Here is a 20,345-nt window from a genome sequence, read left to right on the forward strand (position 1 = left end):
TATAATAATTTCTACCCCCTTCCCAAAAATTCCTTTATTCTGGGAGCTATTATGATTAAAAATACATCCTTTACAAAAACTTTATATAAAAGGTCAAACAAATAGCGTATCTGAGCTATATTACAGATACGCTATTGGCTTACTAATTTATTTTTTCCTTATCTTTACTATACACATTAATGTTATAAGGATCATCCTTAACATTTTCTTTAACTTCTTCAGACTCTATAAAATGACGAACTTTATTTTCAATTTCTTTCCCAAGTTCCCTAGCATTCGAATCAGACGATTCAACCGAAGTTCTTATTGAAATGGTAAGTGGGAATGGATAAAATGAATACCCAACTCCCTCAACTTTTAACTCCTTCATACCAATTAGTCCCTCGGAAATAGTAGTTATAACTGGTCTCCACCTTCTATCTGCTTTTTCTTTCTCTGGATCCGTTTTATATACCTTTATAGTGAACTTATCCATATCCTTTTCTTGTACTATATCTTTTACAATTTGCTTCATTTCATCTTCCCTTGTTTCAGAAACTGGTATTTCTAATGGGATAAATTTTTCAACATCGTTGATTCTTACATGCGCAGAAAGGATTTCATAATTCTTGTTGTTTAATGCTTTTAAAATTTCTTCTTCAAGTTTTTGACTTTGTTGCATATACGCTTCTATCTTCTTCTTTTGTTTTTCGGAAATCTCTTCTCTTACGAATTCTTTTTCTTTAGTTACTTCTACATGATAAGCATCCAGCTCTTTATCTTGTAATATCTCTGTTATTTCCTGTTCAACTTTCCCTTTTACTTCATTAAAATATTTATCCGTTCCCCCAATACGTACCCCAATTTTTTTATCGTGTACTCTTAAATAGCCCCCTACAATATTATAATCTAATGTTCTTAGGTGATCAGTAATCATTCCAACTATAGAAGGGTAAATATCTTGTTCTTTCTCAAATAAAGCATTTAAAATGGGAACCTTAGCTAAAACATTAGCAACAGTAGGTGAAGCAAATGCCGAACCAATTAGTAGTCCAATTATAAGTACTGCAACTGAACTAAAATACATCACTTTTTTACCGATACTCATTTTTACTTTTTTATTTCTTATTTCATTTAGAACACGCTTTTTTATTCTATCGGAAGTTTCTTCTGTAAAGTAGTTGTTATTATAATACTCCTTCATTTTCTTCAACATTTTATCCATAAAGAATTACTCTCCTTCCACAAAAGATAGCTTTTGTTTTAGTCTGTCTCTTCCCCTAGACAACCTAGTTCTTACCGTATTGGAATTAATATTAAGAGCCTTCACAATTTCCTCTAATGTTAGCTCTTGAAAATAATACAAAACCAAAATTTCTCGATACTTAATTGGTAGGGTGAAAATAGTCTGCAATACTTGTTCTTTTCGATTTTGTTTTAAGAAAATTTCTTCTGAACTTTCACTTCGTCTAAAATCCTCGAAAAATTGACGAGGGTATATTAGATTCATAAATTTTTTCTTCCTTAAAAAATCCTTTGAGGTGTTAGCTGTTATACGATAAATCCAAGATGAAATTGATGCTTCCCCTCGATATTTACCTATGTGTCTGTAGCATTTGATAAAAACCTCCTGGGCTACATCTTCAGCCAGTCCATGATCTTTAACATAAGAATATGCAAGTAAATACACCTTTTGTGAATAATCGTTCATTAGTCCATTAATTAGATTTTCTTTATCAACGTCTGTTTTATAGTACTTATCTTTGTTTAATTGAATTGAATTATCGCGATAATCATTCATGTAGATCCTCCTTGCCAAGTACTTTTAAGACATGGAAAATAGGTTTTATGTTTCACTTTTTTTTAAAATAGTAAGAATTATGTATTTGCTCCCATATTACTATTAACAATACAAAAAAATAAGGCGCAATTCTTTAAGCAATGAATTGCGCCTTTGTATCAATCGTTATTCCTTAACAAATTCCTTTGTACTTCTCACCGTCTCAATCGGACGGACCATTTTCTCGATTTGCTCACGTTTCGGTTCAAGAAATGGAGGTAAAGATAAACTTTCCCCAAGTGTTTCATATGGCTCGTCTCCCATAAATCCTGGACCATCTGTCGCAAACTCAAATAAAATTTGTGGTGCAACTCTTGTGTATAATGATCCGAAAAAGAAACGATCAACGAAGCCTGAAGTCTGAAATCCAAAGCTCCCCATTCGTTTTTCCCATTCATCTAATACAGAACGATCGTCAACACGGAAAGCCGCGTGATGAACTGTACCAAATCCTTGGATTGCTTGAGGAAGAACTGTATTATACTCAACAACGACTTGAGCACCGTTACCTCCTTCACCCACTTCAAATAAATGAAAAGATCCTTCATTAGCAATTTCGTTAAATAATAACACTTTTTCCATCATATTTTTAAAGTAGTCAAAGTTAGCAATACGAACAAAAATTGGTCCTAGTCCAGTAATAGCATATTCTAAAGGAATTGGTCCCTTTTGCCACGGTGTACCTGCAGCAATTCCTTCATTATTTTCATCTGAAATTAATTGATAGTTTTGGTCATCAAAATCAACAAAAGAAAGTGTCTTTTTACCAAATTGTTCTTTAATTCCAGTATGCTTAACTTCTAAACGATCAAAACGTTTAACCCAATAGTCTAATGCTGCATCACTTGGTACACGAAAGGAGGTTTTCGAAATTTCATTTGTACCATGTACGCCCTTTGGTATCCCTGGGAAATCAAAAAACGTCATATCAGTGCCTGCACTTCCTTTATCATCCGCAAAAAACAAATGATACGTTTGAATGTCGTCTTGATTCACAGTTTTCTTTACTAATCGCATTCCTAATACATATGTGAAAAATTCATAGTTCTTCTCTGCACTACTTGTAATGGCGGTAACGTGGTGCATTCCTTTTAGTCCCTTCATTTTATACTCCTCCTACATCTTCAAAAGTTTGTACTATCAATAGATCTTTATTTATCCTTAATTAAGTTATTTTGAATTCAAAATAAATATACCACAAACTAAATTGATCGTCAAAAGTTTGAAGTTCTATATAATTCAAATTCATTTTGTTCTATGATATTATATACAAAATAAGGGGGAATTCATGATGAACGAGAAGAGGTTTCACATCCAGCTCAACAAACATAACGTTACTGTAGCTGCTCAAGAATTAATTGTATATAAACAATGCAAGATCCTTGTAGCAATAGACGATAATACAAATTATTACTATTTATTCTTTTTTAAAAATGAATTCTTAAATGGAGCAAAAGTAAATCATATTAAATTATATTCCTACGTCCATCGTGCATGTAAGAATGGAATTCATTTTAAAGGTTCACATCCACTTACCCTTCAACTAATCCACAAGCGGAAGCAATTCCATTTGAATCCGGTAAAACAATCCTTAAAAAATATACAAAAAGGTCTTTCCAAAGTAGAAGCCGCACTAATTTTCACTTTCTTCGACGCCTTTCTGTCAGACGAATCCATTAATGAGATACTTAAAGAAACTTTTTACCACTATCAAAGAAATGGTCAAGCCTTTACAGCCTATCAAGTGTTAAAAGTATACATAGACCATGATAATACGAATAATTTTGCAAACGATATGATCAACAGCTTTCAATTCACTCCCTACGAACATGTCTATAATGATTTGAATAAACTAGTAGAAAAAGATCCTATCCATTTTGAATCCATTTGCTTCGATACCATTTTCAACACCGCTTCTTTTAATATGCTTCTTCAATTTTATAAAAAGGAAAATCGCTGGATAGATGAACTAGCCGTAAGAATTAAATTACTTAACCATCACTTTACCCCCGAAAATTTTACAATTGTTCAACAAATGATTCAGGATTTCTCTGGGAAAGAACAACTCATGGTATTACAGGAATTACATCAATTAAACGATCACCCGATCATACAGGAATCTTTCGTTAACTATCTTCTCGAATATGGACCATCGGAGACAATCATAGAATTTATTATGACAACAAATTTCCAGCCTGACGATAAGCACCTACATACTATTATCGAAGGTTTTGAACAAGCAAATAGCAGACAACTTGCTGCTTTTTTCAATAACTCCAACAATCGACTACTAAAGATTTGCAACAATGATTCAAAAGCTCTAAATAGGATGGTCCACCCATTTGTGTCTGCCTTTTTACAAGACCACAGCCTGAAAGACATTATCCATTGGCTGACCCCATTTCGTAATGCTGATTTTCACCTTCCAATTGAACAGAAATTAATTAAAATGCAAGGTTTGATAGAGGATCCCGATCATCAATTTGATTTAGGGGAGTTATTCATCTATTTCAATCAATTTGAAAAATCAATTGATTGCTTTAAATGGGTAATGGAGCTGCATCCTGATGATCCTAAGCCTGTAAACTATCTATCAAAAATATATAGTCAAATTGGTTATCCTGAGGAAGCCTCAGCTTATAAGCAACTGTTAATTCAAATGCAAAAATAACGAAATGAAAGACAAATTCCATTTTATAAAACTTTTACTAGCCTTATATTTAACAAGCCCTACCACAGGATTCATGTCTGTTGGTAGGGCTTGTTCACTTTATTAACTTAATCTACTGTCAAAACCAAGACTCTTTTCAGGAAAATCAATAAAAGGATTGCGGTTCCCCTGAATTTCAAAAATAGCTTGATTACGATGCTTTTCGTAAATATCCGGTGGGAATTTTTGATGCCATTCATATAAAAGTTCTTTATTTAATTGCTTCTTATATGTTTTTTCAATTTCACCAGGAAACCTCAACAAAAAATACAACATAGCCCTGGCAACAGTACCTTTACCATATTCGGGTTCAAACTTTTCCTCTTCCGCTTTCCCACATGCGTCTTCAACTCGATTGGTATTAAATTGTTCTGGATTATAATCAGTAAAGTCATGGAAAGGATAGTTACTTCTAATTGAATTACAGACGGGTTCACATGTAAATAAATGATGAAGATCGCCACGCATTGGTTCCTGTTCATTAAACCAAGATTGTGGAACAGCATGCTCACAGTTATATTTAAAATTTCTTTCGACTTGCATTAGTTTTGTTTTATCCTCATCTATTATCTTAGCAACCTCATCTCTCCGTTTTAATGAGGTTGCATAATCCTCTTTTATCACTTCTTCCGCATCCCGTTTTATCCCGGAATAAATACTTTTTAGATTTCCATCTGGGCGTAAATCAACCCAAGGATAAACATACTCACTTGGATCGTATTTTACTTTATTCGTATGCGTCTCTTTTAGAAGTTGTGTTAGGGATTGGATTATTTCATCATTCGAGTTTTCAAAATCAATGTTCTGGTAGTATTGCTCGATTGTTTGTTTATCTTTTTTCTCATCGTAATACACTTTTTCGTCTTTCTTCATTTTTTCTTTTGTCTCTGTGAGCAAAGATAGGATAGTACTGAGACGCTGTTTGTCTGTTGTCTTTCGAAGAAGCTTTTCCCTTTGATGGTGGATCAAAGTCATTTTTAATTCCTCCTCTGATTTGAGCTATCTCACTATTTCCCCTTGATACTTTCTAAATACTTATTTCTATTTTTTTTACGGATATCCTTCTATATTTGAAAAGTCAGCTCGATAAAGTGAAACTTCATTCAGTGATGGTTTTACTGCCCGTTAATGCGGGATAAATTTTAATTGTAAGATTTTCTTTCAATAATTTAATATTATTAAAAAAACTATGTTAGATTTCCTTACAAGTTTACTGACATCCAGTTTAAAGTGCTTTAAACTAAAATTAACAAAAAATTAGAACAGAATGGAGGCCAAGAAATGAAATTTATATGGTTCCCACAACTTTTGATCATTTTTGGGTTCCTAATACTCGGTTATAGTACTGCTACTATCTTTCATCTCCCTTTACCAGGTAGTGTAGTTGGCATGTTATTACTATTTGTATCCCTAATAACCGGAATAATGAAGTTAGAATGGATCGAAAAAGTTTCTTCCTTTCAGTTAAAACACCTTACATTATTGTTTATTCCGCCAATCGCTGGTCTCTTTATATCTTCAGGTTTTATAGAAATCCTAAAGTGGAATATCTTGATTATATTAATCATAAGCAGCATTTTCTGTTTATTAGGTACAGCGTTCGCTGTTGAATGGTTTGAAAAAAGGAGAGATATGAAATGACAACTTTTATTATAAATATTCTTTTCTGTATTTCTATCACTATCGTATGTTACTTTATTGGTCTTAAATTCTATCATAAATATAAAAAAGCCTGGTTAAACCCTTTATACACCGCCTCCTTTCTACTTATTCTACTGCTAATTGCATTTCCATTTGAAGGCGTTAACTATCAAGAAGGAAGCTTTATCTTTAATCAACTTTTACAGCTTGCTGTTGTCTCATTGGCCGTCCCACTTTTTAAACAATGGTCCTTTCTAAAGAAAAACTTTAGAAAAATTTGTTTCGGTGTAATCTGTGGAACAGCACTAGGTGTGATAACTGTATTAGCTATGTCCCATATGTTTCACTTACAAGAACAACTTTTAGCGTCGCTAATTCCAAGATCTGTAACCCTACCTATTGCATTGACCATATCCAGCGACCTTGGAGGTCTTACTTCAACTACTGTATTTTTTGTAGTTATATCTGCCCTTATTTCTTTAATCATCGGACCAAAATTATTACAACAATTCGGCATTAAAAGTAGATCAGCAAAAGGATTAGCAATGGGTACTTCAGCACAAATGCTAGGAGCAAATCGTTCCCTCTTATGGGGAGAAGAAGAAGGAGCAATGGGAAGTATAGCAATGACAACATCTGCAATATTTCTTTCTGTTTTAGTACCATTTATCGCGTATATTTCTTAACTATAGAATGTAAAACGTTACAATCATCATTTCACTATTAGTTAATGGAGGTGCATACTGTGAGGAATCAGCTACGTGAAGCTGTAGAAGAATTGAGACAATTTTACATTCAAAAACTTCGAGATGCTGGTGTATTACATGAAATAGAAAAAGAAACTTCTTTACTTACTCTGAGTGAACTTGAAAATATGTATAAATTCTATCAACTATAATGAATAGAGAGAAAGGAGCGAATCATGCATTCTTATAAAGATAAAAAAGTAATAACCATTGGTATTGTTCACGAATTAACCGGTTTGTCCGAAAGAAAAATTCGCTATTATGAAGAACGTGGATTAATTTTCCCCGAAAGAACAAGACGTGGAACAAGAAAATACTCCTTTACTGATATTGAAATTCTTATGAAAATTGCAGATAAGCGAGAAGAAGGGGTCCAAACTAATGAAATAAAACAAGATATACACAATAAAAAAAATAATATCGATGTCCGTAAAGAGATGCTTCGAGGACAATTAAATGCCCACTTTAAAAGACCACACTAGTCAAAGTAAAACTTCATTTAGTGGGGCTCCTTTCCATTCCCACTTATCTTTCTTAAGTCCATTAAAAACTTGTAGCTTTAAACACACTCAAAAGGCGTACATCGTTTTTACCGATGTACGCCTCAAAAGAAGTTGTAAGATTTCCATTAAGAACTCACTAATACTTGATCTAACTCTTTACTAATCTCTTTTGATCGTTTTGCTGCATGATTAACAGCTTGTGAAATAGCCTCTCCACCATTGTACTTTTTAAGAGCATCTAATCCTGCTGCTGTCGTACCGTTTGGAGATGTTACCTTTTCTCTTAGATCGGCAGGAGATTCTTCTTTTTCCATAATCATTTTTGCCGCACCATAAAGTGTTTGTGCAGCAATTTTTCGTGCCGTCTCTCCGTCCATACCACTTACTTTCCCAATATTCTCCATTTGTTCCATCAAATAATAAAAATAAGCTGGACCGCTTCCTGCCATACCTGTGAAAATATCCATTTGGTCTTCATCGATGACATATACTTTTCCCATGCATTCAAGCAATTCTTGAACAAATTCGGCATTATTGTTATCGTAATTAGCACCTGCTGACATCGCTGTAGCAGATTCTTGAATCATACTTGATGTGTTCGGCATTACCCGAATAACCTCTTGTCCTGGATTAAGTCTTTCTTCCATATAGGAAGTGGAAATTCCAGCAAGTACAGAAATTACGACTTGATTAGTACTGATTAAATCTTTAATAGTAGCAAGTGTTTCTTCTGCTCCTTTTGGCTTCATCGCCAAAATAAAGAAATCAACTTCTTCGTAAGGTAAATCTGATAATGAAACAGTTCTTACTCCATATTTATACTTCATCATATTTAGACGATCTTGATTACATTTATTTGTAACAATAATTTGATTCGCAGGCACTTTTTCAGTTTGGATCATTCCAGAAATCATTGCTTCTGCCATAGATCCCGCTCCTAAAAATGCGATTGTTTTTTGTTTTAACATAGTGATCTCTCCCACTTGTTTTGTCTTCCGTTCTTAATGACAACACTATGTAGAATAACATCTGTAGATATAGATTCAAGGGGTTTTTGGAAAGTCATGCGTATATGATTCAATTAATGAGAAAAAACGCTTCCATTTCATTTTAACCATACTAAAATCAACCCTCATCAGTATTAATCACTTCAAATCGCCTTAAATGGGCAATTAATTTTGCAGAAAAAACACTTTTAAACACTATACAAAAGAAGATAGCCTGAAAGCATTCCAAGCTATCTCTTTTATTTCAACCTACTTTACATGCCGAAATGATCATGAACATAGGCCTTCGATTCTCATCCTTCATTGCCGGATCTGTTTTTAGCATTTCATCAGTAGGTGTTGGCTCCTTAATGGCATTCAACACAAACCCTGTACCAACCAAGTCATTTATATACGTCGAAACTGTTCGGTGATATTTAATAACATTTTCCGTTAAGAAATTAGTTCCCCGTCTACCCTCCGCCTGATAATTATCCACTGGCCAATGCAGACGATTTCCATGATCATCAAGATACCAATTTTGATCATTTCGAGAAGTAAATATTGGGTGTTCAACGGAAAAAACGAACGTCCCACCTGGTTTAAGGCGTTCATATACCTTTTTGCAAATTACTTCAAACGATTTAACATAGTGAAATGCTAATGAGCTAATCACAACATCAAATTGTGAATGAAGGAAATTAATGTCCTCAATCGGCATATTTACATACGCAATTGCCGAATCATCGGTCTTTTCACGAGCCTTTTGCAGCATTTTTTCAGATATATCAATACCTACTACAGAACCTGCTTGTTGACTGCGGGCATACCGACAATGCCAACCGAATCCACATCCTAAATCAAGCACACTTTTATTTTGCAAATCAGGTAATAAAGCCTTAAATACTGGCCATTCTCCTGCACCTTCAAGTCCATTAATTGAACGGGACATTTGTTCATATGCAGAAAAAAACGTTGAATCATCATATTTATTTTGTTTCATTTACTGCAAATCTCCCTTACTCTAAAATAGCCTCCTAAATTTTACATTAAAGTTTAGGAGGCTATTTCCGCCTGCCTTACCATAACATTCACCTCTCAGGTCCTTTTACTTTATAACTAATCTCGAATTTTTGCATATATGCATGTATCTCTGATTTCTTTGCCATCAACGGAGCAATCATCATTTCGTAATAATCCTTCTAGATCAAAATCTAATCTCACAGGAATCGCTCGACTTTTTGTATTTTTGGCATCACAACGAATTTCGACCCGCTTAGCGTTTAGTTCATTGAAAGCAAAAGTTGTTATTCCCTCCACCGCTTCAGTTATGTATCCTTTTCCGCTATTACGTGTATCAGCCCAGTATCCTATTTCAAATTTCGGTACTTCCCAATCAATTCTATGCAGACCTGACGAACCTACTAAATTACCAGTTTTTTTATGAAATATCAGCAGCCTCAAATCCTTTCTTGCTAAAAAATCCATATGAGCTTCTCGAATATTTATTTCGACTTCTTCTTTACTTTGTTCTTTTTGCGCAAAAGGTAACCAAAGTTTTAATTCTTCTATTGATGCATTAATTGCTTCATGTACCACTTGACCATCCCCAGGTTTAGGGCATCTGATCAGTAATCGTTCCGTTTCAAATTCATCCGGGAAATCTAACAGAATAGGATTCATATAAAATCTCTCCCTTATAATTTACAGAATAGTATAATATAAATCGAAACAGATAGGAATCCTATTTTGATTCATTTAACGATAAAGCCGTCAACGCTACTAATTTGTAGTAGCAATCGATCCTAGTTTCTTTCCGTGTAAACATGCGTGTGTATGCAATGCAAAGCCTACGACATAAATGCCTCAACAACTTCTCCCTATTTTCCTTGAACATAAATACCTTCTTTTCTTCTCGAAATTAAAAATATTTATTTATATCAAAGATAATATCACAATAACGAAACAATAGTTTGCATAATATTTATCCATTAAGTTAAACATACTCATGATAGATTAAACAGCCGGAGGGATTTTTATATGTTTTCACATATTAAAGAGCTACAATATAATGCCAAACCAAGTAAGCCAGATCCTGTATATGCGAAAAAATTGCAGGAAATTTTAGGGGGACAATTTGGGGAAATAACGGTAATGATGCAGTACCTTTTTCAAGGTTGGAACTGCCGTGCAGAGCAAAAATATAGGGACATGATTCTTGATATTGGAACAGAGGAGATAGCACATGTCGAAATGATTGCTACAATGATCGCACAGTTGTTAGATGGTGCACCCGCTAAAGAACAAGATGCAGCCGCACAAAATCCTGCAGTTGAAGCTGTTCTTGGAGGGATGAACCCACAACATGTGATTGTTTCCGGATTAGGGGCAACACCTACCGATAGTTCAGGATATCCTTGGAATTCCCGTTATACAATATCCAGTGGTAACCTTCTCGCAGACTTCCGGGCAAATTTGAACGCAGAATCACAAGGACGTTTACAGGTAGTAAGATTATATGAATCGACTACCGACCCTGGGGTTAGGGATATGTTATCCTTTCTTATAGCTAGAGATACCATGCATCAAAATCAATGGATGGCAGCAATTGAAGAAATTGAACAAAATCAAAAAGCAATCGTCCCAAGTACATTTCCTCAGAATCTAGAAAAACAAGAGGTTTCCTATTCTTTTATGAATTTTTCAAAAGGAGAAGAAAGCGCTCAGGGAAGATGGGCAAGTGGACCAAGCATGGACAATCAGGCTAATTTTGAGTATGTAGCAAACCCGGAAGCAATGGGACAAGTACCTAAATTAACACAAGCACCGGCTTATATTCATAATAGTCCAGTTCCTGGTCAACCTGCACCCTCAACAGAAACAGCAACTTTTAATAAGCAAGGAAAAAATATTTAATAAATCTAAAATTCTAAATCCAAAAATAAGCATATTGGAAAATTCTAAGCTTGTTTTTGGATTTAGTTTTTCGGATATGCTTCCCTTAAAAACTTTATAGATTGATTTATTAAATCTTTCAATACTCCAACATCAATGTCCGCTACCTTATTTATATACACACATGCTTTACCTGTCGTATGCTTACCAAAGTCTTTTAATAATTTCTCACGGTCCATGTCGCCTGTTGCAAAATACAAACTTATTTTTGCCTTTCGAGGCGAAAAGCCAACAAGTGGTGCATCTCCTTCATGACCAGACTCATATTTATAATGATAGGAACCAAATCCAATAATGCTCGGCCCCCACATTTTTGCTTGATAACCTGTTGTGTCCGTAAAAACATCTAATAATTTATAAGCATCTTCACGCTTTTTTAGGCTTTCCACATTTTCGATAAACTCAATGACACTACTATCGTTTTCTTTTGTTTTCAATTCATACATACAAGATGTCCTCCCCTTTCTAAAATCTAATGCACTTCACCATTGATTCCAAGCTTAAAAATATATTCTTCAACCTCTATACCTCGCGCGTTGGAAAATCCTTTGTCCTCACCACAAACGATGAATCCACACTTTTCTAGTACACGAATGGACCCGACGTTATCTTTGACAGTACGAGCATAAAGAGGGCGGACGTTTACGTAGGGAAGAAACTTTCGAAGAGCCTTAGTTGCAATTCCTTTTCCCCAGTACTGTTTTCCAATCCAGTAACTTATTTCAGGATTCCCAAACTGTCCAAAACTCGCAATGTTACCTACAACTTGTCCGTTATGATAAATAGTCTTTTTAATTATTTTTTCATCTTCTAAAATGGATTCCCAATGTTTCATAAATGCAGCTCTATCACTTGGATCTTTAGAAGTAAATGCGGCCATATGGTTTGCAGATCTTTCAAGCTGCTGTTCAAAAAAAACGTGAAGATCATCTTCTATAACATCCCGCAATTGGACTTGTCCGTTCATAATCGAATATTCCATAATACCACCTTCCTTGGTAACTATACACCTTTCTAGACTCACTATAATTATGGAATAATAATAACATAAAACCACTGTAAAAAATTGATTTTTCAAATATTTTAATCAAGTAAATTTAATAAAGATGACACTTCATTCCATTATTAAGGAGCTTACTACTCAAAAAAGGCGAGATAAATTAAAAACGCCTGCATAAAATGCAGACGTCTCTCGCGTTTGTTTGTGGCAAAGGATCATGTGTTCACATTCACATGTATTGCGTCATCCTTCGTCTTACACAATTCAGCTCATCGCTTGATAAGTATACCATTGTTTTAATCATAGAACTACTAGTATTTATTGTTAGTTGACACCAGCAAGAAATCTCCTATCTAAGGTAGTTCGTTTCCAGCTGCACGATAAATGTCATACCATTCTTCTCTAGAAAGTTCGATATCAGAAGCCTTTGCAATATTTTTAAGTCGTTTAGGATTCATTGTACCAACTACAGTTTGAATTTTTGCCGGATGGCGTAAAATCCATGCCACAGCAAGTGTCGACTTAGTTACATTCCTTTTATCAGCTATTTCCTGAAGTTTGGCATTTAGCTCTGGGAATTTTTCATTATCAATAAATACACCTTCAAAAAAGCCGTACTGAAACGGAGACCATGCTTGGATTGTCATATCATTCAAGCGACTATAATCAAGAATACTACTATCACGATCGATAGAATTAATATGTTTGGTATTCACTTGAAGACCTTTATCAATCATCCCAGTATGCATAACACTAAATTGCAGCTGATTCACAATTAAATCCTGTTCCAGATACTTATTCAACAGTTCTATTTGCATTGAGTTATGGTTGCTAACCCCAAAATGTCGGACTTTACCGCTCTCTTTTAATAGAGTAAAAGCCTCTGCAACCTCTTCAGGCTCAACCAATGCATCAGGACGATGAAGTAGAAGTACATCGATATAATCAGTTTTTAATCGCTGCAAACTTCCATCAACAGCTTCTAAAATATGTTCCTTAGAAAAATCAAAATAACCTTGACGAATCCCACATTTCGTTTGTAAAACTAGTCTTTCTCGCAAAGTTGATGTCATTTCAATTGCTCCTGCAAAAACTTCTTCAGATTTTCCGCCACCGTATATATCTGCATGATCATAAAAGTCAATTCCCAAGTCCATCGCATTATGAATTACAGTTGCTGCTTCTTTTTTGGATAGATTACTAAGTCTCATACATCCTAACGAAATATTTGATACCTCTAAATCACTTTTTCCAAGTTGGATCTTCTTCATTTGAACACCCCTTTCATTATTATGACTATTCTAACATTTGCAACTCTATTTTTGTAGAACGATGACTCTAGACACAAGAAAACTTAAACGCTTCAATTCTCCCCTTCTAAAAATGAAATAAAAACTTCCTGTAAGTATTTAACTCTTCACAAATAGACATAAAAATTTTATTCGATTCGATCGCTTCCCTTCCAAATTTGTAAAAAGCGAGACCTTTGTCCTGAATGGACAAAGGTCTCGCTGAATTTGTTTAAGAAAGCCGATGTTAAATCTACGTCGCATTTTATATCAGATTCAACATGTGAAAAAGCAACACTCTATTAAAAACAGCCTTAATTTATTGCCTGGATTTCATCTAAAACCATAAACGTCTTTTCACCCTTTTTGTTTATCTTTCCGTAAAGCTTTGTAAAAAGAAAGAACCATCAGCAACATGATTAATGAAAATGGAAGTGCTGCTGATATTAATGCATTTTGTAAAGCCTGCAGTCCACCAGTATAAAGTAAAACAGCAGCTATCGCTGATTGGGCAAAGCCCCATACAAATTTAACCGATGTCGATGGAGACAGGGATCCGTTTGTTGTTTGCATACCCAAAACGAATGTGGCAGAATCTGCTGAAGTTATAAAGAAAGTTCCAATCAGCAGTATGGCAAGTATAGACAAGACTGTACTAAGTGGAAAGTTGTCAAACAACCCAAATAATGCTTGTTCATCCGGAAGACCAGCAATATCTATTCCATTATTTTGTGCTTCAATACCCGACATCCCAAAAGCTGCAAACCATAGGAAGCTAACAACAGACGGTACAATTAAAACGCCTGATAGAAATTCCCGGATGGTTCGTCCTTTTGAAACACGAGCAATGAAAATTCCAACAAATGGTGCCCAGGCAATCCACCAAGCCCAGAAGAAAACTGTCCAATCCATTACCCATTTCCGTTCATCTTCATTATTAGGGGATATGCGAAAACTTTCAGCAGGAATCTTTTGAATGTACGCCCCAAGCGTATCCGTAAATGAATTCAAGATGTACATGGTAGGGCCCAAAATTAATACAGCAAAAAATAAGATTGCCGCTAAAATCATATTAGCATTACTTAAATATTTGATTCCTTTACTCAGGCCAGTATAGGCAGAAAGCATAAATAAAACCGTTACTACTAGAATAATAACAAGTTGTACCCATAAATCATCATCAACTCCAAACAGATAGGTGAACCCTCCATTAATCTGGGTCGCACCAAATCCTAGAGTGGTTGCTACACCCACAATAGTTGCAAACACTGCAATAATATCTATTGCCTTTCCCCATGACCGATTCATCCTATTACCGAAAAGAGGTTCAAGTGCAGCGCTAATTAACCCAGGTTTACCATGGCGAAACATAAAATAAGCTAGTACTAAAGCTGTTACAGCATAGATTGCCCATGCATGAATACCATAATGAAAGAAGGTGATCCTTAATGAGTCCTCTAGTGCCTCCCTTGTACCCGGCTCCGCAGTAGGTGGAGTTTTTATAAAATGAGAGACTGGAGAAGCCACTCCATAAAATACAAGGCCAATCCCCATCCCTGCACTAAATAGCATTGCAAACCACGTAGGATAACTAAATTCCGGTTTATCAGTTTGTTTACCAAGCCTGATTTTTCCATATGGACTAAAGATTAAATACAAACAAAACACAACAAAAATAGTTACAATTATTAAATAATACCATCCAAAATGAATTGATATATAATTCATAATAGAACCTGAAACGCTTCCAAATTTATCTGGCGTCACGATACCAAATATAGATAAGACTAATGTAATGGCCAAAGTTATCCAAAAAACAGCAGTAACCTTTTTCATATAATACCCCTTCCTTTTGTGCACTTTTAGTATTTCTGAAATGAATAGTTCTATACAATAAGAAGGATAAGGAAAATTTATTGCATTAAAAAAGCTATACTTTGGAAACGCTAACAATTGGAGGTGTGTAGAATGGAAGATAATTATCGTGAATATAGAACCGGTCAAGGTGTACCGAAAAATGGTGAGTATATCTGTCAGTCTGGGAAAACAGTAACATTTAATGAAAACGAGGAGTTCCCAGTCTGCCCTGTAAGTGGTGAAGAAACAATATGGAAGCATGAAGATCGTTAACAGAATTAAAAACAAGGGTAGCTACCCTTGTTTTTAATTTCCACTACAACTTACTCCACACCACTTTCCAGAATCGAAAATGACACTTTTTCACAATTAATTTCCGCCTTCGCACCATACGGTAATATAAACTTTGGTTCCGTATGACCAAAATTCAAGTTATAAAAGATTGGTAGATTTTCTAAATTGTATTCCTTCATAACATTTAAAATTTCGTTTTTATATTCTGTGTAATATTTTTCATGAATCGGTTTACCAAAAACCATTCCATTTATCTGATGCAAAATACCTTGTGCAGCATAATTCCGCAACCAATACGTGATAAAGTCCGGTTTAGGCTGATCTTCTGATGTCTCAAAAAATAAAATGCTATCATCCCAATACTTCGATTCTGGCCAAAGGTCCGTACCTTTTGCAAACTCCAGCACATCCATGCAACCACCGATTAAACGCCCTTGCACAACACCTGTACCTTGAAGCAATTCATAGCCAGAGTTATGTTGCATTGTCCGCCGTTTATCTTGATTTGATTCAAACCATTCTAAAAACTCACTCGTCCATTGTGTTGCTGGTTGAATTTCACCGATAACCTTACCCGAAAAAAGTGTCCGTTTTACCATTTCAACCGTATACGGATCCATTTCAATATTTTCAGCGAAATCCGTTAAGACCGCGGGACCGTAGAAAGATGATAACCCTGCCTTATGGCAAAACAAATGTGAAACTGTGACATCTGAGTAGCCCATAAAAATTTTCGGATTATCTCGTATAACAGTGAAATCAATATATGGTAGTAATCGAATGCTATCTCCCCCACCAATATTTGCGAAAATTCCTTTAATGTTCTTATCTTTAAAGGCCATCATCAAATCTTCAGCCCGAGCTTTAGGATTCTTATAAGTAAATTCTGTACCTTTCAAGCTATTAGGCATCGGAACAACGTTTAGACCAAAAACTTCCTCTAATCGCTTAACCCCTTGCTCATAGCGCCATCTGATTTCACGATCACCCGCTCCTCCCCATGATGGACTTACTGTCGCAACTCGGTCTCCATACTGCAATTTTTTAGGTTTTACCAACATATTGAACACCACCTTATCTTCTGTCTATTTATAATTCGCCCATCCATGCTGATTTCCTTCTTTTGTTGCAGATCTTTAATTACTCATAGTATCAAAAATAGTCGCGTACAGCTTTTCAAATACATTAATCATTTGAAAAAATCCTTTATTATAAGATTCACCATCAACTGTCCAAGCAGTTGCTAAAACTGTATGACAATACCCCCAAAGTAGTATTCTTTCTTTATCCAGATTAAGTTCATTTGTAAAAATCTCTACTCTCCTTTCAGTCACTTCATAAACTCTTTTTTCTGGTAACTTATTTAACATATATTGAATTAGATCATACTCTATCTCGCCGATTAAGCCCTTCGGATCAATTGCCTTCCACTCTCCTTCTCCGGAAGCAAGTACGTTATAGTGGTGGAAATCCCCATGAAGAAGCAACTGTTGTCTTATCGTTTGATTCATATATGTAAACATTTTTAAAGCTTTTTGAAGCGTATGCCCTGAAATGGGTCCAATTCCATTTGAATGTTTCTCCACTATTTTTTTTAGCTCTTCTTCTCTTGCCTTTAAAGTAGGTATTCTTGTTTTAATCGGTACCGGGACAACCAATTCTTTGATTACATTAGCAGCAATTTGACAAGCTTCTTCATCATCGGCTATTTCCGCAAGTGTGTATCCAGGTGAAAGTGTTTCAAGAATGATGATTCCATTTTCTTTATCATAATCGATTAATTTAACCATTTTCTTTTGAAATAATTGTAAAGCTTCAAGCTCGTCCAAAAAGCCGTTTTCTGGAATACAGATCTTCACAACTACTTCTTTCCCATCCAGCATCGTAGCGGGAGCAACGTAATTAACAGAAAGGGAAAATGGTTCTCGCATTTGTATCGACCACTTCTCTTCACAGTATTGAATTAAGTTCGGTAAACTTTGTAACCATTCTTCTCCCCGTTCTTTAAAATATAAACGCACTGATTGAACGAATTGTTTTTGTAGGTTCATACTCAATCTCCTCAGCCTATTCTCAAAATGGCTTAATCATTAACTTTTAGAATTACTTTTAACAAAAAAACAAATTGAATTATCAAAAATCATATCATTAATTATCTATCTATCCAATACTTATTCCCCAACATAAGTTCCCTATTCTAAAATTAACTGCTACACTAGAAGTAACGAATAACAATAGGTGATAACATGACAAATGTAGTTAAAATATCGGTACGACATCTAGTAGAATACGTGTTTAAAAGCGGGAGTATTGAAACAGGCTTTCGTACTTCCTCTGCACTTACAGATGGAACAAAGGCCCACCAAAAGATACAAAAAACATACGGTGAGAACGATCAAAAAGAAGTTTATGTAAAAATAGAAATTCCTTATGAAAATATCATCCTACAAGTGGATGGGCGTTGTGATGGATTGCTTGTTCAAGATGACGGTTTGTTTACCGTTGATGAAATCAAGTCTACTATGAACACACTTGACGCTATCAAAGAGAATTCTTATCCCGTTCACTGGGCACAAGCATGTTTTTACGCATATATTTATGCAAAAGATCATGAGCTTTCGGAAATGAATATCCAGTTAACTTATGTGCAAGTCAAAACCGAAGAAAAGAAACAGTTCCAACGAAACATGTCATTAGCAGATCTGGAAGCATTTGTAATGGATGTTGTGAAAAACTATGCAGCATATGCCAAAGCTAAAATTCATCATAAAATAAATAGGGATGCAACTAGTAAAGAACTCTCATTTCCATTTGAAATGTATCGAGATGGACAACGTAAACTAGCTGGATCCGTATACAAAACGATACTAGATAAAAAGGTTCTGTTTGCAAAAGCATCAACAGGAATAGGTAAAACGATTTCGACCATTTTTCCTGCAGTGAAAGCAATAGGGGAAGGTCGCCTGCAGCGGATTTTTTACCTTACTGCAAAAACCATTACAAGAACAGCAGCAGAAGAAGCATTTCGATTATTGATTGAGAAAGGATTAGATATAAAAGTAGTAACAATAACAGCGAAAGATAAAATTTGTTTTCAGGAAGAAACGATCTGTACAGCAGAACATTGCCCATTTGCTAAAGGGTATTATGACCGAATAAATGGAGCAATATTAGATATCTTTGAAAATGAATCAATGATGACACGCTCGGTGATTGAAACATATGCCCGGAAACACCTTGTTTGTCCATTTGAATTTTCACTCGACCTAGCTTACGCAGCTGATGCTATTATTTGTGATTACAATTATATTTTTGATCCAAAGGTTTCCTTAAAACGCCTTTTGGAAGAGCAAAAAAAACAAACCGTATTGCTCGTAGATGAAGCTCATAACCTGGTTGACCGTGCACGGGAAATGTATTCCGCTGAACTATTTAAATCGGCTTTTCTTCAAGTAAAAAAAGAATACAAAGGAACAAATGATGCAGTTGCTAATGCCGCAAAATCTATCAATGTTCATTTGGTTGGAAAAAGGAAGCAAGAGAATTTATTAGAGATAGAATTGGATGAGGAGTTGGCAATTTTAGTAGAAAAATTTGTGGAAGAAGCAGAAGTAGAACTAGCGCAAAATGAGGAATCTAGTCAACTTTTACTGGATACGTATTTTGCGGCGAATAATTTTGCTAAAATCTCAAGATTCTACGATGAGCGGTTTACAACCTATAGTGAGGTAGACAAAAATGAAGTAAGAATAAAATTATTTTGCTTAGATCCGTCTTACCTGATTAAACAAATGGGAAAAGGATTTCGTGCCAAGGTTTTCTTTTCGGCTACATTAGCTCCAGCCAATTATTATAAAAATTTGTTAGGTGGAACACAAGAGGATTACGTACTATCCATCCCTTCTCCATTTGCTCGAGAAAATACAGAGGTACTGATTCAACCGTTGTCAACTCGCTATCGTGATCGTGAGCATACACTTAGCCCGATTATCCATTCTATCCTAAATGTTTTACAAAAAAGTACAGGGAATTTTCTTATCTTCTTCCCATCCTATAGCTATATGAATACCGTATACGAAGCATTTAAACAGAGTGCACCAGATATAAAAACAATTGTTCAAGATACAGGAATGTCAGAAAGTTTGCGAGAGGAATTCTTAAGTAAATTCCAACCAAACGCTGAACAAAGATTAGTTGGGTTTGCAGTACTCGGAGGGATTTTTTCCGAAGGTGTTGATTTAAAAGGAGACAGACTACGAGGAGTCATGATTGTTGGTGTTGGGCTCCCCCAAATTGGATATGAAAGAGATATCATTAAGAATCACTTTATATCTGTAGGACGTAATGGTTTTGATTATGCGTACGTATACCCAGGAATGAACAAGGTTTTGCAAGCCGGAGGTAGACTTATCCGATCAGATACAGATCAAGGTACCATTGTCCTTATTGACGATCGATTTTTACAACCCAAGTACCAAGCATTATTACCAGAGGAATGGCGAGATTATAAAGTTGTAAATAAACACCGTTAGTCCAATTCCACTC

At 35.1% G+C, this 20,345-nt stretch carries 21 protein-coding genes; 8 read left to right on the forward strand and 13 right to left on the reverse strand.

The annotated features are described in order from the left end of the window. Positions 1 to 142: 142 nt before the first annotated feature. The 3 genes from CS937_RS05495 to CS937_RS05505 all read right to left on the reverse strand — a co-directional run bounded on the left by CS937_RS05495 (position 143) and on the right by CS937_RS05505 (position 2,923). Complete coding sequence (locus CS937_RS05495; RefSeq protein ID WP_099157450.1) at positions 143 to 1,204, reverse strand: DUF4030 domain-containing protein; 1,062 nt, start codon at positions 1,202 to 1,204, stop codon at positions 143 to 145. A gap of 6 nt (positions 1,205 to 1,210) precedes the next feature. Continuing rightward, positions 1,211 to 1,780: a sigma-70 family RNA polymerase sigma factor gene (locus CS937_RS05500; protein ID WP_099157451.1), complete on the reverse strand. Its 570-nt coding sequence runs from the start codon at positions 1,778 to 1,780 to the stop codon at positions 1,211 to 1,213. 165 nt (positions 1,781 to 1,945) lie between these two features. After that, complete coding sequence (locus CS937_RS05505) at positions 1,946 to 2,923, reverse strand: ring-cleaving dioxygenase (RefSeq protein ID WP_099157452.1); 978 nt, start codon at positions 2,921 to 2,923, stop codon at positions 1,946 to 1,948. A gap of 187 nt (positions 2,924 to 3,110) precedes the next feature. Here CS937_RS05505 and CS937_RS05510 point away from each other — a divergent pair, with 187 nt between their 5' ends. Beyond that, positions 3,111 to 4,490 carry a tetratricopeptide repeat protein gene (locus CS937_RS05510; RefSeq protein ID WP_099157453.1) on the forward strand — a complete coding sequence of 460 codons (1,380 nt, stop codon included), beginning with the start codon at positions 3,111 to 3,113 and terminating at the stop codon, positions 4,488 to 4,490. A 102-nt stretch (positions 4,491 to 4,592) separates the two neighbouring features. Here the strand turns inward: CS937_RS05510 and CS937_RS05515 are convergent, their stop codons facing one another. Next, positions 4,593 to 5,504 carry an endonuclease I family protein gene (locus CS937_RS05515; protein WP_099157454.1) on the reverse strand — a complete coding sequence of 304 codons (912 nt, stop codon included), beginning with the start codon at positions 5,502 to 5,504 and terminating at the stop codon, positions 4,593 to 4,595. 306 nt (positions 5,505 to 5,810) lie between these two features. Here CS937_RS05515 and CS937_RS05520 point away from each other — a divergent pair, with 306 nt between their 5' ends. The 4 genes from CS937_RS05520 to CS937_RS05535 are packed head-to-tail and all read left to right on the forward strand — an operon-like array spanning position 5,811 to position 7,398. Further along, positions 5,811 to 6,170, forward strand: a complete 360-nt coding sequence (locus CS937_RS05520) for a CidA/LrgA family protein (protein WP_099157455.1) — start codon at positions 5,811 to 5,813, stop codon at positions 6,168 to 6,170. Continuing rightward, complete coding sequence (locus CS937_RS05525) at positions 6,167 to 6,856, forward strand: LrgB family protein (protein ID WP_099157456.1); 690 nt, start codon at positions 6,167 to 6,169, stop codon at positions 6,854 to 6,856. The genes CS937_RS05520 and CS937_RS05525 overlap by 4 nt, the downstream gene beginning before the upstream one ends. Before the next feature lie 59 nt (positions 6,857 to 6,915). Beyond that, positions 6,916 to 7,068 carry a Fur-regulated basic protein FbpA gene (locus CS937_RS05530; RefSeq protein WP_099157457.1) on the forward strand — a complete coding sequence of 51 codons (153 nt, stop codon included), beginning with the start codon at positions 6,916 to 6,918 and terminating at the stop codon, positions 7,066 to 7,068. A gap of 24 nt (positions 7,069 to 7,092) precedes the next feature. Next, positions 7,093 to 7,398 (forward strand): MerR family transcriptional regulator, encoded by a 306-nt coding sequence (locus CS937_RS05535; RefSeq protein WP_099157458.1) that lies wholly within the window; start codon positions 7,093 to 7,095, stop codon positions 7,396 to 7,398. Positions 7,399 to 7,544: 146 nt separating this feature from the next. On the opposite strand, the gene proC is transcribed toward CS937_RS05535, so the two are convergent. The 3 genes from proC to CS937_RS05550 form a co-directional block, all read right to left on the reverse strand. Then, positions 7,545 to 8,387, reverse strand: a complete 843-nt coding sequence (gene proC / locus CS937_RS05540) for a pyrroline-5-carboxylate reductase (RefSeq protein ID WP_099157459.1) — start codon at positions 8,385 to 8,387, stop codon at positions 7,545 to 7,547. A gap of 283 nt (positions 8,388 to 8,670) precedes the next feature. Then, positions 8,671 to 9,408, reverse strand: coding sequence for a class I SAM-dependent methyltransferase (locus CS937_RS05545; protein WP_099157460.1), 738 nt, complete (start codon positions 9,406 to 9,408; stop codon positions 8,671 to 8,673). Positions 9,409 to 9,524: 116 nt separating this feature from the next. Then, positions 9,525 to 10,088 (reverse strand): GNAT family N-acetyltransferase, encoded by a 564-nt coding sequence (locus CS937_RS05550; RefSeq protein ID WP_099157461.1) that lies wholly within the window; start codon positions 10,086 to 10,088, stop codon positions 9,525 to 9,527. Between the two features lie 357 nt (positions 10,089 to 10,445). Here CS937_RS05550 and CS937_RS05555 point away from each other — a divergent pair, with 357 nt between their 5' ends. After that, complete coding sequence (locus tag CS937_RS05555; protein ID WP_099157462.1) at positions 10,446 to 11,321, forward strand: manganese catalase; 876 nt, start codon at positions 10,446 to 10,448, stop codon at positions 11,319 to 11,321. A 62-nt stretch (positions 11,322 to 11,383) separates the two neighbouring features. Here CS937_RS05555 and CS937_RS05560 read toward each other — a convergent pair whose 3' ends face one another. From CS937_RS05560 to CS937_RS05575, 4 genes are all read right to left on the reverse strand, one after another. Beyond that, entirely contained in the window at positions 11,384 to 11,806 is a 423-nt protein-coding gene (locus CS937_RS05560) for a DUF1801 domain-containing protein (protein ID WP_099157463.1), read from the reverse strand. A 26-nt stretch (positions 11,807 to 11,832) separates the two neighbouring features. After that, positions 11,833 to 12,342, reverse strand: coding sequence for a GNAT family N-acetyltransferase (locus CS937_RS05565; protein ID WP_099157464.1), 510 nt, complete (start codon positions 12,340 to 12,342; stop codon positions 11,833 to 11,835). 371 nt (positions 12,343 to 12,713) lie between these two features. After that, positions 12,714 to 13,631 (reverse strand): aldo/keto reductase, encoded by a 918-nt coding sequence (locus tag CS937_RS05570; RefSeq protein ID WP_099157465.1) that lies wholly within the window; start codon positions 13,629 to 13,631, stop codon positions 12,714 to 12,716. A gap of 375 nt (positions 13,632 to 14,006) precedes the next feature. Then, the gene (locus CS937_RS05575) at positions 14,007 to 15,485 is read right to left on the reverse strand and encodes a glycine betaine uptake BCCT transporter (RefSeq protein WP_099157466.1); all 1,479 of its coding nucleotides are present in this window, start codon (positions 15,483 to 15,485) and stop codon (positions 14,007 to 14,009) included. 132 nt (positions 15,486 to 15,617) lie between these two features. Here CS937_RS05575 and CS937_RS19390 point away from each other — a divergent pair, with 132 nt between their 5' ends. After that, positions 15,618 to 15,779 carry a hypothetical protein gene (locus CS937_RS19390; protein ID WP_176555759.1) on the forward strand — a complete coding sequence of 54 codons (162 nt, stop codon included), beginning with the start codon at positions 15,618 to 15,620 and terminating at the stop codon, positions 15,777 to 15,779. 50 nt (positions 15,780 to 15,829) lie between these two features. Here the strand turns inward: CS937_RS19390 and CS937_RS05580 are convergent, their stop codons facing one another. Both CS937_RS05580 and CS937_RS05585 read right to left on the reverse strand, forming a co-directional pair. Then, positions 15,830 to 16,861, reverse strand: coding sequence for a S66 family peptidase (locus CS937_RS05580; protein WP_099157467.1), 1,032 nt, complete (start codon positions 16,859 to 16,861; stop codon positions 15,830 to 15,832). Between the two features lie 75 nt (positions 16,862 to 16,936). Continuing rightward, positions 16,937 to 17,851 (reverse strand): aminoglycoside phosphotransferase family protein, encoded by a 915-nt coding sequence (locus tag CS937_RS05585; protein ID WP_099157468.1) that lies wholly within the window; start codon positions 17,849 to 17,851, stop codon positions 16,937 to 16,939. Positions 17,852 to 18,046: 195 nt separating this feature from the next. On the opposite strand from CS937_RS05585, the gene CS937_RS05590 reads away from it, so the two are divergent. Next, positions 18,047 to 20,332: an ATP-dependent DNA helicase gene (locus tag CS937_RS05590; protein ID WP_099157469.1), complete on the forward strand. Its 2,286-nt coding sequence runs from the start codon at positions 18,047 to 18,049 to the stop codon at positions 20,330 to 20,332. The last annotated feature ends 13 nt before the right edge of the window (positions 20,333 to 20,345 follow it).

It is taken from the genome of Virgibacillus ndiopensis (genome assembly GCF_900187325.1).
In the GTDB taxonomy this organism is placed as follows: Bacteria; Bacillota; Bacilli; order Bacillales; family Amphibacillaceae; genus Virgibacillus_E; species Virgibacillus_E ndiopensis.

Excerpts from the sequence above, each read along its gene's own strand:
- CS937_RS05525 (WP_099157456.1), top strand. The coding sequence starts at position 6,167 with ATGACAACTTTTATTATAAATATTCTTTTCTGTATTTCTATCACTATC.
- CS937_RS05495 (WP_099157450.1), bottom strand. The coding sequence starts at position 1,204 with ATGGATAAAATGTTGAAGAAAATGAAGGAGTATTATAATAACAACTAC.
- CS937_RS05580 (WP_099157467.1), bottom strand. The coding sequence starts at position 16,861 with ATGTTGGTAAAACCTAAAAAATTGCAGTATGGAGACCGAGTTGCGACA.
- CS937_RS05585 (WP_099157468.1), bottom strand. The coding sequence starts at position 17,851 with ATGAACCTACAAAAACAATTCGTTCAATCAGTGCGTTTATATTTTAAA.
- CS937_RS05565 (WP_099157464.1), bottom strand. The coding sequence starts at position 12,342 with ATGGAATATTCGATTATGAACGGACAAGTCCAATTGCGGGATGTTATA.
- CS937_RS05520 (WP_099157455.1), top strand. The coding sequence starts at position 5,811 with ATGAAATTTATATGGTTCCCACAACTTTTGATCATTTTTGGGTTCCTA.
- CS937_RS05500 (WP_099157451.1), bottom strand. The coding sequence starts at position 1,780 with ATGAATGATTATCGCGATAATTCAATTCAATTAAACAAAGATAAGTAC.
- CS937_RS05570 (WP_099157465.1), bottom strand. The coding sequence starts at position 13,631 with ATGAAGAAGATCCAACTTGGAAAAAGTGATTTAGAGGTATCAAATATT.
- CS937_RS05550 (WP_099157461.1), bottom strand. The coding sequence starts at position 10,088 with ATGAATCCTATTCTGTTAGATTTCCCGGATGAATTTGAAACGGAACGA.
- proC (WP_099157459.1), bottom strand. The coding sequence starts at position 8,387 with ATGTTAAAACAAAAAACAATCGCATTTTTAGGAGCGGGATCTATGGCA.
- CS937_RS05505 (WP_099157452.1), bottom strand. The coding sequence starts at position 2,923 with ATGAAGGGACTAAAAGGAATGCACCACGTTACCGCCATTACAAGTAGT.
- CS937_RS05535 (WP_099157458.1), top strand. The coding sequence starts at position 7,093 with ATGCATTCTTATAAAGATAAAAAAGTAATAACCATTGGTATTGTTCAC.
- CS937_RS05575 (WP_099157466.1), bottom strand. The coding sequence starts at position 15,485 with ATGAAAAAGGTTACTGCTGTTTTTTGGATAACTTTGGCCATTACATTA.
- CS937_RS05510 (WP_099157453.1), top strand. The coding sequence starts at position 3,111 with ATGAACGAGAAGAGGTTTCACATCCAGCTCAACAAACATAACGTTACT.
- CS937_RS05515 (WP_099157454.1), bottom strand. The coding sequence starts at position 5,504 with ATGACTTTGATCCACCATCAAAGGGAAAAGCTTCTTCGAAAGACAACA.
- CS937_RS05590 (WP_099157469.1), top strand. The coding sequence starts at position 18,047 with ATGACAAATGTAGTTAAAATATCGGTACGACATCTAGTAGAATACGTG.
- CS937_RS05560 (WP_099157463.1), bottom strand. The coding sequence starts at position 11,806 with ATGTATGAATTGAAAACAAAAGAAAACGATAGTAGTGTCATTGAGTTT.
- CS937_RS05545 (WP_099157460.1), bottom strand. The coding sequence starts at position 9,408 with ATGAAACAAAATAAATATGATGATTCAACGTTTTTTTCTGCATATGAA.
- CS937_RS19390 (WP_176555759.1), top strand. The coding sequence starts at position 15,618 with ATGGAAGATAATTATCGTGAATATAGAACCGGTCAAGGTGTACCGAAA.
- CS937_RS05555 (WP_099157462.1), top strand. The coding sequence starts at position 10,446 with ATGTTTTCACATATTAAAGAGCTACAATATAATGCCAAACCAAGTAAG.